Source organism: Rahnella sp. CJA17(1/100) (assembly GCF_963881615.1).
GTDB lineage: Bacteria > Pseudomonadota > Gammaproteobacteria > Enterobacterales > Enterobacteriaceae > Rahnella > Rahnella aceris.
The window spans coordinates 211,443-223,811 of the sequence record NZ_CAWOJA010000033.1; the positions used below are offsets into that span (position 1 = coordinate 211,443).

General features: G+C 49.7%; 10 protein-coding genes. 5 read left to right on the forward strand and 5 right to left on the reverse strand.

Annotation, left to right across the window (positions count from 1 at the left end):
• Window positions 1-94: 94 nt before the first annotated feature.
• A complete protein-coding gene (locus AACU55_RS15645) occupies window positions 95-1,207 on the forward strand; it encodes a dipeptidase (RefSeq protein ID WP_134705712.1) in 1,113 nt (370 codons plus the stop codon).
• Between the two features lie 229 nt (window positions 1,208-1,436).
• On the opposite strand, the gene ydgH is transcribed toward AACU55_RS15645, so the two are convergent.
• Window positions 1,437-2,390, reverse strand: coding sequence for a DUF1471 family protein YdgH (gene ydgH, locus AACU55_RS15650; protein WP_013575568.1), 954 nt, complete (start codon window positions 2,388-2,390; stop codon window positions 1,437-1,439).
• A gap of 535 nt (window positions 2,391-2,925) precedes the next feature.
• Here ydgH and pntA point away from each other — a divergent pair.
• Together pntA and pntB are read left to right on the forward strand one after the other, a co-directional pair.
• Complete coding sequence (gene pntA / locus AACU55_RS15655; RefSeq protein WP_134705796.1) at window positions 2,926-4,455, forward strand: Re/Si-specific NAD(P)(+) transhydrogenase subunit alpha; 1,530 nt, start codon at window positions 2,926-2,928, stop codon at window positions 4,453-4,455.
• 9 nt (window positions 4,456-4,464) lie between these two features.
• The gene (gene pntB, locus AACU55_RS15660; protein ID WP_013575566.1) at window positions 4,465-5,856 is read left to right on the forward strand and encodes a Re/Si-specific NAD(P)(+) transhydrogenase subunit beta; all 1,392 of its coding nucleotides are present in this window, start codon (window positions 4,465-4,467) and stop codon (window positions 5,854-5,856) included.
• A gap of 69 nt (window positions 5,857-5,925) precedes the next feature.
• Here the strand turns inward: pntB and uspE are convergent, their stop codons facing one another.
• Entirely contained in the window at window positions 5,926-6,885 is a 960-nt protein-coding gene (uspE, locus tag AACU55_RS15665; protein ID WP_013575565.1) for a universal stress protein UspE, read from the reverse strand.
• A gap of 135 nt (window positions 6,886-7,020) precedes the next feature.
• Window positions 7,021-7,776 (reverse strand): FNR family transcription factor, encoded by a 756-nt coding sequence (locus AACU55_RS15670; protein ID WP_013575564.1) that lies wholly within the window; start codon window positions 7,774-7,776, stop codon window positions 7,021-7,023.
• A 441-nt stretch (window positions 7,777-8,217) separates the two neighbouring features.
• Between AACU55_RS15670 and AACU55_RS15675 the strand changes: the two genes are divergently transcribed.
• Window positions 8,218-9,243: a TerC/Alx family metal homeostasis membrane protein gene (locus tag AACU55_RS15675; protein WP_013575563.1), complete on the forward strand. Its 1,026-nt coding sequence runs from the start codon at window positions 8,218-8,220 to the stop codon at window positions 9,241-9,243.
• A gap of 79 nt (window positions 9,244-9,322) precedes the next feature.
• Here AACU55_RS15675 and AACU55_RS15680 read toward each other — a convergent pair whose 3' ends face one another.
• Together AACU55_RS15680 and AACU55_RS15685 are read right to left on the reverse strand one after the other, a co-directional pair.
• On the reverse strand, window positions 9,323-10,543 hold the full coding sequence (locus AACU55_RS15680; protein ID WP_037034052.1) for a glycosyl transferase: 1,221 nt from the start codon (window positions 10,541-10,543) through the stop codon (window positions 9,323-9,325).
• A 119-nt stretch (window positions 10,544-10,662) separates the two neighbouring features.
• Window positions 10,663-11,478: a mannosyl-3-phosphoglycerate phosphatase-related protein gene (locus tag AACU55_RS15685; RefSeq protein ID WP_119261651.1), complete on the reverse strand. Its 816-nt coding sequence runs from the start codon at window positions 11,476-11,478 to the stop codon at window positions 10,663-10,665.
• A gap of 214 nt (window positions 11,479-11,692) precedes the next feature.
• On the opposite strand from AACU55_RS15685, the gene smrA reads away from it, so the two are divergent.
• Window positions 11,693-12,259 carry a DNA endonuclease SmrA gene (gene smrA, locus AACU55_RS15690; protein WP_134705713.1) on the forward strand — a complete coding sequence of 189 codons (567 nt, stop codon included), beginning with the start codon at window positions 11,693-11,695 and terminating at the stop codon, window positions 12,257-12,259.
• Window positions 12,260-12,369 lie beyond the last annotated feature (110 nt).

Below are 12,369 nucleotides of genomic sequence, written 5' to 3' on the forward strand. Positions count from 1 at the left end.
GTTCAAAGCTGGTGCAGCATGACTCCATTACTGCACCCCGCATGAACAAATCTCCGTTGTCTTAGTCATGCTTAATCAAAGGTAGACCTTTTTTATGAATAACGTAGCGCACGGAACTGAAGAATTAATGCCGGTTTTTGATGGACATAACGATGTTTTGCTGCAACTTTGGACAGAACATCATCAGGATCCTGAACGCGCATTCCTTCAGGGACCCGCCAGCGGACAACTGGACCTGCCGCGCTGTCGTGAAGCAGGCTTTGCTGGCGGGCTTTTCGCCGCCTGGGTGCCGACTCCGGATATTGATCTAGCAATTAGCGTGCCGGATCGTTCAGTGGACCCCCGTTTTCTGCCCGAAGGTACTCAAAAACATCCTGATTTTTCCCCGACACCTTCTTTCGATTTTGCACGTGATGTCACATTTGGCATGATGGCGTTCCTGCTGAGAATCGAAGCGCAATCGCAGGGCAAGGTGAAAATTTGTCGTACCGCGCAGGAGATCAGGCAGTCAATGCATAACCATGCATTAGCTGTGGTTATGCATATTGAGGGCGCCGAGGCAATTGATGAGGATTTGTATAATCTTGATGTGCTTTACAGCATGGGGCTGCGTTCCCTGGGGCCGGTATGGAGTCGTCCGAACATCTTCGGTGAGGGGGTACCGTTTAAATATCAGACCTCACCGGATACCGGACCGGGGCTGACAGAGGCGGGTGTGCGTCTGGTGAAAGCCTGTAACCAGAAACGCATCATGATTGACCTCTCTCATCTGAACGAAAAAGGCTTCTGGCAGGTGGCCGAATTAAGTGATGCGCCGCTGGTGGCCAGCCATTCCAACGCATTCAGTATCTGCCCGCAGTCACGTAACCTGACCGATAAGCAGCTGCACGCCATCAAAGAAAGCCAGGGCTTCGTCGGGCTGAACTTTGCGGTGCCATTCCTGCGTGAAGACGGTAAACGCAGTGATGATACCGGCACCGATATTATGGTACGTCACATGGATTATCTGGTTGAGCATCTGGGTGAGGAGGGGGTCGGATTGGGATCAGACTTTGATGGCGCATCGATGGCACCGTTTTTGAAGGATGTGCGCGGGTTACCGGTGCTGGTTGAAGCCCTGCGCAAAGCGGGCTACGGCAATGCGCTGCTGGAAAAAATCTGCTACAAAAACTGGATGAATGTGCTGGAACGTACCTGGGGAAACTAAGCGGGCCGCAAGGGCGTTCGCGGCAAAAAAAAGCAGCCACCAGGGCTAATGCCGGTCACTTAAGGAAATGAGGCCCGTGAATTTGGGCCTTCGATGAAGAAAAATAGCGCTATAAGCCCTGATTCCTTCATTATCCTTTGAAGCACAAAAATGAATTTGTATTCATAAAAATGCTTAACTGACTGGCATTAGCCACCAGGGCTGCCTTTTTGCTGTCTGTCATTCCGACTTATTTGAAGAAGTCTGCGCTTACAGTCAGGTTGCCACCGCTCTTGTTCTGCCACTGGCGGGTAATGTGGTAGAACTTGGCACCCTTGGCAGCCGCACGGTTCGCGACTTCCTGCGAAACATCCGTGGTGCTGTTGAAGTGGCCGGTAAAAGTGGTGGAATCAAACGGAACCATCTGTGCGGCAGTTACGTCATTCACTTCCTGAATCTTTGCACCGTTAGTGGCAGTGACAGTGTAACGCTTGCCAGTTGATGACTGTGTTTCAAAGAAACGGCCAACATCACGGCTTGGGCTACCAGAGGATGCCACACCCGGGATTTCGACCTTGGCTGCTGCTGCGCCGCCCGCTGCCAGTGCTGCTTTACCGGCTTCAGAATCAGCAGGGATAGCATCCGGAGACTGAACAACACGTTTTTGTGCATCTTTCTTATAAATGAATGCAGTGATGTACTGGTTGCCGCCGCTGTTGGCATCAATCTGGCGAACGATGAAGAAGGAATACGCCCCTTTTTCTTTCGCTGCTTTCGTAATGGCATCGTTGACGTCTGGCTGGCTGCGGTAGAAACCGTTAACGGTGACGGTATCGAAAGGTTCGAGGCCGTAAGCAACATCTTTAGGCAGCTCAACCACACCGTTGATAACACGGTAGTGAGGATCATTGCTGATTTCTGGCGCATCTTTTTTATAGATGTCTGCAACTACGCGCCAGTTCCCGCTATTGTTAGTGCTGTTGGTATCTTGAATATAAAAATAATCTGCACCCAGCGTATCGGCACGGCGGGAAACGGCGTCAGCGGCGTCGCCCAGCGTGTTGAACCGCCCGGTAATAACAATGCGATCAAAAGGCTTGATGGCTGCGGCTTTCTGCGGGCTAATTTCCTGCGCGGCATGTGCAGCAGACAGCGCAGAAACAGAAAACAGGGCCGATGCGATGATCGTTTTTGTCAGCTTCATAAAAAATCCTTCCACCTTGCGCAGTAATGTTGAAACGTGCTGAATTCTTGATGTGTAACAGGTTAGCGGACGATTATTGCATGTAACAATGCCAAGTGTCTCAGCAATTTATGGCAATAATGCGTGTGCTACCGGTATATCACATCACTTTTATTACTGCGCATAACTTATATAAGTTTGTTGAATAATCCAAGTAGTGAAATAAATGTTAATTATTCACTATTTTCTAACTTTTATGCCCAGTCCGAGCGGGTTATGGCAGAAGGATCCTGAGTGATTGATCCGGTGTTACGGTTGTTATGAGGTGGATTAAAGGCTTGTTTCTCAGGGTTTGCAGCAGGTTTGCGGACCATATCGACTTTTTTAATATTAATTACCTGTCTATCGCTGTGATACGTAGATTATTGATTAGATATTCAGTAGGTTATAGTCAGCCTGAAAAAATAAAATTCGGTGGCTTATGAACCGACAGGCTTGTACTTGAATTGTTATGTCGATGACAAAAATCATCAATGAAAAGGGTGAAGGGAATACTATGCGTATTGGTGTACCAAGAGAGCGGTTGACCAATGAAGCCAGGGTTGCAGCCACGCCGAAAACGGTGGAGCAGTTGTTGAAACTCGGCTTTACGGTCGCTATCGAACAGGGGGCCGGTAAGTTAGCCAGCTTTGAAGACTCGGCTTATGAGCAAGCGGGGGCATCAGTCGTCAGCGGTGATGATGTATGGCACTCAGATATCGTTTTGAAGGTTAATGCGCCTGAAAACGATGAAATCGATAAATTACAGGCGGGAACCACGTTAGTCAGCTTTATCTGGCCTGCGCAAAACCCTGATCTGATCCAAAAACTGGCCGACCGTCAGGTGACGGCAATGGCTATGGATTCTGTGCCGCGTATTTCCCGTGCGCAATCCCTTGATGCCCTGAGCTCAATGGCTAACATTGCCGGTTATCGTGCGATCGTTGAAGCGGCGCATGAGTTCGGTCGTTTCTTTACCGGGCAGATTACTGCTGCGGGTAAAGTGCCACCGGCAAAAGTGATGATTATCGGTGCCGGTGTGGCTGGGCTGGCTGCTATCGGTGCAGCTGGCAGCCTCGGTGCTATCGTCCGTGCGTTTGATACCCGCCCGGAAGTGAAAGAGCAGGTCAAAAGTATGGGCGCTGAATTCCTCGAGCTGGATTTCGAGGAAGAAGCAGGCAGCGGCGACGGTTATGCCAAAGTGATGTCCGAAGCGTTCATTAAAGCGGAAATGGCGTTGTTTGCGGCGCAGGCCGAAGAAGTGGACATTATCGTCACGACCGCGTTGATCCCTGGCCGTCCTGCACCGAAGCTCATCACCAAAGAGATGGTTGCCTCTATGAAGCCGGGCAGTGTGATCGTCGATCTGGCGGCTCAGACAGGCGGTAACTGTGAGCTGACAGTAGCAGACAAAATCACGACCACTGAAAACGGCGTGAAGATTATCGGCTATACCGATTTGCCAAGTCGTCTGCCCACGCAGTCTTCCCAGCTTTACGGTACCAACCTGGTTAACCTGCTGAAATTGCTGTGCAAAGAGAAGAACGGTGAAATCGAGATTGATTTCGAAGATACCCTTGTGCGCGGTGTAACAGTCGTGAAATCCGGCGAAGTCACCTGGCCTGCACCGCCGATTCAGGTCTCTGCTCAGCCTCAGGCTGCGAAAGCCGCAGAGCCTGTTGCCAAAGCTGAAGCCAAACCGGCGTCGCCGTGGACCAAATTCATCATTATGGCTGTGGCTATTGTGCTGTTTGGCTGGCTGGCGAACGTTGCCCCGAAAGAATTCCTTTCCCACTTTACCGTATTCGCGCTTTCGTGCGTGGTCGGTTATTACGTGGTGTGGAATGTCAGTCATGCGCTGCATACCCCGCTGATGTCGGTGACTAACGCCATCTCCGGGATTATCGTGGTCGGTGCCGTACTGCAAATCGGTCACGGCGGCTGGGTGAGTTTCCTGTCCTTCGTCGCTGTTCTGATTGCCAGTATCAATATTTTCGGCGGATTCACCGTCACTCAGCGCATGCTGAAGATGTTTCGTAAGAACTAAGGGGAATATATGTCTGGGGGTTTAGTAACAGCAGCATATATTGTTGCCGCAATTCTGTTTATTTGCAGCCTGGCTGGGTTGTCAAAACATGAAACATCCAAGCAGGGTAACATTTTCGGTGTCACCGGGATGGCGATCGCGTTAATCGCGACCATCCTTGGGCCTGACTCCGGCAATGTTGGCTGGATCATCGTTGCTATGGTGATTGGCGGTGCGATCGGTGTTTATCTGGCGCGTAAAGTCGAAATGACCGAAATGCCTGAGCTGGTGGCGATTCTGCACAGCTTCGTGGGTCTGGCGGCGGTTCTGGTGGGCTTTAACAGCTATCTGGATCACGGTGTTGTTCCGATGGAAGGCGTGATGGAAAATATCCATCTGACCGAAGTATTCCTCGGTATCTTCATCGGCGCAGTGACCTTTACCGGTTCGATTGTGGCGTTCGGCAAACTGCGTGGGATCATCTCTTCCAAACCGCTGGCATTGCCACACCGGCATAAACTGAATCTGGCTGCACTGGTCATTTCCTTCCTGCTGATGGTGATGTTTGTTCGCACTGAAAGCGTAGGGCTGCAGGTTCTCGCATTACTGATCATGACCCTGATCGCACTGGCGTTTGGCTGGCACCTGGTGTCCTCCATCGGCGGCGCGGATATGCCGGTTGTGGTTTCCATGCTGAACTCCTATTCCGGTTGGGCTGCAGCTGCGGCAGGTTTCATGCTCAGCAACGACCTGCTGATCGTCACCGGTGCGCTGGTGGGGTCTTCCGGTGCAATTCTGTCCTATATCATGTGTAAAGCCATGAACCGTTCGTTCATTAGTGTGATTGCAGGCGGTTTCGGTACTGACGGTTCTTCTACCGGTGATGCTGAAGAGATGGGTGAATATCACGAAGCCAGCGCGGAAGATGTGGCTGACATGCTCAAAAATGCCAGCTCGGTAATCATCACTCCTGGCTATGGCATGGCAGTTGCTCAGGCACAGTATCCGGTGCATGACATCACGGCGAAATTGCGCGCGAAAGGCATCAAGGTGCGTTTCGGTATTCACCCTGTTGCGGGGCGTCTGCCGGGCCACATGAACGTCTTGCTGGCCGAAGCAAAAGTGCCGTATGACATCGTGCTGGAAATGGATGAAATCAATGATGATTTCAGCGATACCGACGTGGTGCTGGTTATTGGTGCCAATGACACCGTGAACCCGGCCGCGCAGGAAGATCCGCGCAGCCCAATCGCCGGTATGCCTGTGTTGGAAGTGTGGAAAGCGCAGAACGTGATTGTGTTTAAACGTTCAATGAATACCGGTTATGCCGGTGTGCAGAACCCGCTGTTCTTCAAAGAAAATACCCAAATGCTGTTTGGCGATGCTAAAGAAAGCGTAGAGAAAATCCTGCGCGCGCTGTAATCAATCGAAATCCGTAATGCAAAAAGGCCAGTCAGTTGACTGGCCTTTATTTTTTGTATGAATCAGACTTTACTCGTCTTCATCTTCTTCGTCGTCATCTGACGTAATAGGGCATTCGAAATCATCGGGTTTGATTGCCAGCAAATCGCATTTCAGATGGTCGATCACCTGTTCGGTCGTATTCCCCAAAAATGCGGCAGAAAGGCCGGTGCGGCCAATCGCACCAAGAACAACCACACCTGCCTGCAAATGCTCTGCAAGGTCAGGAATGACTTCTTCCGGCAGGCCTTTTTCCACGTGCGTATATTTTTCATCAAGCTGGAATTTCTGACGCAACGCTTTCATCGCGATCAGATGCTGACCGCGGATGGCGTCGTTATATACGCTTGGGTCGAAGTCCGGTAGTTCAATAGCAATATTGATTGGCGTAACCGGATAGGCGCCGACCAGATGGACTTCCGTCTGATTAACGTGAGACGCCAGCTCAATGGTCTCTTTCACCAGTTTAATGTTGAGCGGGTCGTGATAAGGTTCTTCGCTGGAAAGGTTGACAGCAACCACCGCTTTGCCGCCTTCCGGCCACGGCTGGTCTTTTACCATCCATACCGGACACGGACATTTACGCAGTAAGTTCCAGTCAGTCGGAGTGAAAATAACAGACTCAAGGCGGTCATGCTGATGAGCCATTTTCAACAACAAGTCGTGATTATTGGAAACGACTTCCTGAATGATGGCTTCGAAAGGTTTGTTATGCCAGACAACTTTGACATCAATGGGAATGCCCGCTTCGACATAATACCGGCACTGTTCTTTAATCCATTCTTCCCGTTCGCTGATCACACTTTGTCGCATACTGGTCCGTTCGTCGGGCGACAGCATGGTGGTCATCTCATAGGAGAAGTCATAAATCGACAGGAAGGCTTTGATGCGGCCGCCATTACGTTGCACCAGATAAACGGCACGACGTAGCGCGGGTTGGTCATCCTGATTGGGGTCTATAGCAACCAGTAAATTCTGATACTTAGCCATGGGGACTCCTTAACACCTGTAGAAGAACGGCGGTCAGTGTATTAAGTACAGAGTAAACCAAGATTAAGCAATCGGACAGAGGAGAAATTGAGTCGGATCAACAAATTATTCTTTGCAGATCCGACTCAATATTTATCAGGCAGAAACCGGAGCAGACTGACCGGCTAATTGAGAAAGCATTTCATGATTCTCAATGGTGATGTATTTACCTTTTACGCTCAGCATTTCTGATTTCTGGAAACGACCGAGTAAACGGCTGATAGTTTCCACGGTCAGGCCGAGGTAATTACCGATGTCGCCACGGGTCATGGTCAGGCGGAATTCGCGCTGAGAGAAACCACGTTGTGCAAAGCGGCGGGAGAGGTTGTAGATAAATGCAGCCAGTCGTTCTTCAGCATTTTTCTTCGACAACAGCAGGATCATATCCTGGTCGCCTTTTATCTCACCGCTCATCAGGCGCATCATTTGCTGGCGCAGATTCGGCATTTTTCCGGAGAGATCGTCGAGGGTCTCAAACGGAATTTCACAAACCATAGACGTTTCCAACGCTTGCGCAAAACTTGGATGCTGTAAGCCTCCAATAGCATCAAAACCCACTAAATCGCCCGCAAGATGGAAGCCAGTGATTTGCTCGTCGCCTTGCTCAGTGATGGTGTAACTTTTGATGGTGCCTGAGCGAATCGCATATAAAGACTTCAGTTCATCACCGGCTTTAAACAATGCCTGACCTTTTTGGATCGGCTTTTTCCTTTCAATAATGTTGTCTAACTGATCGAGTTCATGTTCGTTCAGCGTGAAAGGAATACAAAGCTGGCTGATGCTACAGTCCTGACAATGGATTGCACAGCCACCAGATTGGATACGTCGAATAATACGCTTTTCCGGGATCATAAGAGTCACTCTGGCAATATTGATATGGGTCAATTTTAACATCTTTTGCAGCGAGTGATAAGTAGCTATAAGTAGCTAAAAGGGCGAAATGTTAAAAAACCCCGTTTTTTAACGGGTTTTTTTTCTCATTATTTTGATCTGCACTGAGAATTAAGCCCAATTGAGAATCAATGAGATTCAAAGCTGGATCAAATTATCACTAAAAAGAATATTTAAATTTTAGAGAATAAGTAGATTGAATCAATTTAGGAGAGAAAACGTCTATTTAATTATCCGTTTTGGTTCGTTATTGACCAAGGTTTTTTTGCAATTCTTGCCGTAAAAGACGCATCGGATTATGGCATAAAACGCCGTACCGGATCGACTTTGATACCCATTCACCTCACAACCGCTTACAATGGCTGAATTCGTTTAGCTTTCGTTTACTTTAGGAAAGGTGTAATGCAGTCTGATTCTCTGGGTTTTCCGTTTGAAACCACGCTTGTTTTTGTCGTTGTAGCTGTTGCGGCGCTGCTGACTGACATCTTTGCCCACCGCAGTCATAAGCCTATCGGCCTGAAAAGTGCCTCCCTTTGGACCCTATTCTGGATCGCTGTTTCTCTTGGTTTTGCCGGATTCTTATATATCCATCACGGCAAAGAAGTCGCCAGTCTTTTCCTTACCGGTTATGCGCTGGAACAGGTGCTTTCCATTGATAACCTGTTTGTGATTATGGCTATTTTTGCCTGGTTCAAAGTGCCGGATGGCTATCGTCACCGCATTCTTTACTGGGGCGTGATTGGCGCAATTGTCTTCAGGGGAATTTTCGTGGTGATTGGTACCAGCCTGCTGGCGCTGGGACCATGGGTGGAAATGGTGTTTGCCGTTGTCATTCTCTGGACAGCTATTCTGATGATGCGCGCCTCCAGCGATGATGAAGAAAATGATGATTACTCCGATCATATTGCTAACCGCATGGTACGTCGTTTCTTCCCGGTGTTCCCGAAACTGGTGGGGCCACATTTTCTCGTCAGCAGTGAGCAGGTAGAAGCTGAACTGGCGAAGCCGGAAAATCAGGGCTTCAGCTTTACGGTGAAGAAGGGCGTACGTTATGCAACGCCGTTATTGCTGTGCATTGCTGTGGTTGAAATTTCAGACCTGATGTTTGCGTTTGACAGCGTACCTGCCGTCATCGCTGTCAGCCGTGAACCTCTGATCGTCTATTCCGCCATGATGTTTGCCGTGCTTGGTTTACGTACGATGTATTTCGTGCTCGAGGCTCTGCGTAAATATCTGGTGCATCTGGAGAAATCAGTGATCTTCCTGCTGTTCTTCGTGGCGGCAAAACTGGCACTGAATTCCAGTAACCATCTGTGGCATCACGGGATTGAAATCAGCGCATTAGCCAGTCTTTACGTGGTGCTGGGTGTTCTGGCGTTAGGCATCATTGCCAGCTTACTTTTCCCAGGGAAAAAAGAAGCCGCGTAACGCCAGTCTGAAATTTATGCATAAAAAAACGCTGCGATTGCAGCGTTTTTACTTTCTGCGGTAATTCTTTTAAAAGGTGTTACACATCGCCTTCATTATCTTTTTCGACTGCTTCATGAATGCGGTCCAGCATGTCCGGGAAGGCGGACTGCACACGGCTCCAGCTTGGAATGAACGGCTTTTCGCTCGGCGTATCCACAAAAGCCTGACCGGCTTCCATGATCGCGCCTGAGAATAATTCCACCGCCGATTCCTCGCTGTGACGGTCAAAAGTTAACCCGTTCATTTTGGCGTCATTTTCAAATCCGTCGATCATATCCAGCGCATTACGATAATAGGTCGCTTTCAGAATACGGAAAGACTCACTGGTAATATTCACGCCGAGAATAGCCATCTTACGATACAGCGCTTTGGTGATATCAATACTCATGCGCTGTAAACCATTAGACGCATCCTCTTCTGACATCGGCTGGTGTTTATGGTCGTAATTGTCGGCAATATCCACCTGACAAATACGCCTGGTCGCCGTATTACGGTGCAGTTCTGACAGCACACCAATTTCCAGCCCCCAGTCACTCGGAATGCGCAAATCGTTCAGAACATGCGTGCGCATCGCAAATTCACCTGAAAGCGGGTAACGGAAGGTGCGCAGATACTCAAGAAAATCAGAATGGCCGTAAACGATTTGCAGGGATTTCAGCAACGGGAAAACCAGCAGGCGACCGACGCGGCCATTGAATTTCCCGTCTGCCACACGGGCGTAATAACCTTTGCAGAAATCATAATGGAAGTTGGGATTGGCCACCGGATACATCAGGCGAGCCAGCATCTCGCGGCTGTAAGTGACAATGTCACAATCATGCAGCCCGACCACTGAGGTGCGGCGCGAGGCCAGCGTATAGCCGACACAAAACCACACATTGCGGCCTTTGCCCGGTTCATTCGGGGAAAGGTTTTCTTTCTTAAGCTCCTCATCCAGTGCCGTCAGGCGCGGACCGTCATTCCATAAAATGCGGTGACGTTGCGGCAGGCGGGAGAAAAATTCGCGGGCAAATAAAAATTGATCACGGTCAGCGCGATCTAAACCAATAACGATTTCTTCCAGATACGGGACTTTCGTCAGCTCGTCGACAATGCGCGTCAGGGCCGGACCTTCCAGTTCTGAAAATAACGACGGTAATATTAATCCCATTGAACGGCGGCCGGAGAACACCTGCAGATCGTATTCCAGTTCTTCGACTTTGCGGTTCGTCAGATTATGAAAATTAGTAATGACACCATCCTGATAAAAATCGCTCATACGGTATTCTCCAATTTTAGAATAGATAAAATTATTGGAAGTCTTCTCTGCAAACACAGAACGATAAACAATGTGGAAACCAACTGTTAATAAAGTATTTTACCTTTTCCATTTTTCCTTCAGAGAAGGGTAATAAAATGATTCAGCCCCTGACTCCAGCCGCGCGGGCCAAATTCATCGGTGCGAAAAACCTGTGTCACATCGTCTCGCTGTAGCGGCATTTCATGCTCATGATGGCCTTTGATCACCACGGCGTAATTCACCGCTTCCAGCATGGATAAATCATTAGGGCCATCTCCCAGACCTATGCTTAACACCGGATGACCGCGTTTTTGCTGATAGCGCGCCGTTAACCATTGCACCGCCTGACCTTTACCGGCCCCGGCTCCCATTACGTGCCAGAAACGCCCGCCGCGGGTCAGTGACAGGCCTTCGCGCGTGAGACATTTTTTCAGGTGCGCGAAATCCAGATCGTTACCGAACCAGATCAGCGGTTCAGAAGCGTCACGTTGCATCGCCAGTGCCGCGTCCTTGACTGCCAGTCCGGTCCAGACTGCGACCTGTTTCGCCGTAACATCACCAAAGCCGCGAAACTCAAAATCATAACGCTGGCGTAGTTCCACTAAAACCTGGCGGATCTCGCGATAACTCGCGCCGGAAAGGTGAAACGGCGCGGCGTCCTCGTCCCGCCAGTCAGGTGGCAGATGAATGATTGCGCCATTTTCTGCAATAAAAGGCTGCTGTGTCAGATTCAGGTCAGCCTGTAATTCCGCCACTTCGGCTGAGGTTTTACTGGTGGTTAAAATTAACGGAACCTGTGCCACCGAGAGTTTATCCAGCCAGGGCTGCGCGGGTTGCCAACTGTAATCATGATGGTCGAGCAGTGAGCCATCAAGGTCAGTGAAAATAATCAAGGGATCATCAAGGTAAGGCATTTTTTCTCCTCAATTGTGCCGGGGAACGCAAGCACAAGCTCACTGGTTTACTTCTTCCCCAGCAGCTAAGTATAGATATAAAAATGAGTTTTAACGGCGGGCAGGGCATTTCCGGAATTTTTACCGACGCAGTTCCGCAGGCGTGTGACTTTACCCGCTGCGGGTTTATGGCGATAATTTGGTGCAGTCCCCCCGCTGAAAAAGAGGTAAGCAGATGAGCGAAGATGATGATTTATTCAGTCAGGAGATGGCAGGTGTACAGCCACTGGCGTCGGATAAACGGGTGGTCTACCTCAAAAACTCAGTTGCGGGGCACAAGGTGAGTGCAGACCCTGAGTCGGAAATACGTGAGAATCCGCTGACTACCGGCTTTCTGAATATTCAGCCATGCGATGACCCTCTCGAATACAAACACGATGGCGTACAGCAGGGAGTGCTGGATAAACTCCGGCAGGGGAAATACCCGCTGGAAGCCAGCCTGAACCTGTTGCGCAAACCTGTTGAGCAGTGCCGTCAGGAACTGTTTGCCTTTTTCTGTCAGGCACAGGCTGAAAATTTACGCACCTTGCTGATTATTCATGGGCGTGGCCGCGAAGACGAAAGTCATGCGAATATTGTGCGCAGTTATATTGCCAAATGGCTGCAGCAACTGGATGACGTGCAAGCGTTTTGCGCCGCTGTTCAGAAAGATGGCGGTGCAGGAGCCTGTTATGTCGCACTAAAGAAAACCGCGCAGGCAAAACAGGAAAACTGGGAGCGCCACGCCAAGCGCAGCCGGTAATTTTTATTGCGCTATGGTTCAACGGTGCGTCCGTTGCAGTGTGGTTTAAGCATCACCCCTTACTGTCCTGATACTTTTCATGCCCGGCGACGGGCACTTAATCGAGTTAT

Bases quoted from the DNA above. Each gene is read 5' to 3' on its own strand.
- AACU55_RS15675 (WP_013575563.1), top strand. From the start codon at position 8,218: ATGCAGTCTGATTCTCTGGGTTTTCCGTTTGAAACCACGCTTGTTTTT.
- AACU55_RS15645 (WP_134705712.1), top strand. From the start codon at position 95: ATGAATAACGTAGCGCACGGAACTGAAGAATTAATGCCGGTTTTTGAT.
- AACU55_RS15685 (WP_119261651.1), bottom strand. From the start codon at position 11,478: ATGCCTTACCTTGATGATCCCTTGATTATTTTCACTGACCTTGATGGC.
- pntB (WP_013575566.1), top strand. From the start codon at position 4,465: ATGTCTGGGGGTTTAGTAACAGCAGCATATATTGTTGCCGCAATTCTG.
- AACU55_RS15670 (WP_013575564.1), bottom strand. From the start codon at position 7,776: ATGATCCCGGAAAAGCGTATTATTCGACGTATCCAATCTGGTGGCTGT.
- pntA (WP_134705796.1), top strand. From the start codon at position 2,926: ATGCGTATTGGTGTACCAAGAGAGCGGTTGACCAATGAAGCCAGGGTT.
- uspE (WP_013575565.1), bottom strand. From the start codon at position 6,885: ATGGCTAAGTATCAGAATTTACTGGTTGCTATAGACCCCAATCAGGAT.
- ydgH (WP_013575568.1), bottom strand. From the start codon at position 2,390: ATGAAGCTGACAAAAACGATCATCGCATCGGCCCTGTTTTCTGTTTCT.
- AACU55_RS15680 (WP_037034052.1), bottom strand. From the start codon at position 10,543: ATGAGCGATTTTTATCAGGATGGTGTCATTACTAATTTTCATAATCTG.
- smrA (WP_134705713.1), top strand. From the start codon at position 11,693: ATGAGCGAAGATGATGATTTATTCAGTCAGGAGATGGCAGGTGTACAG.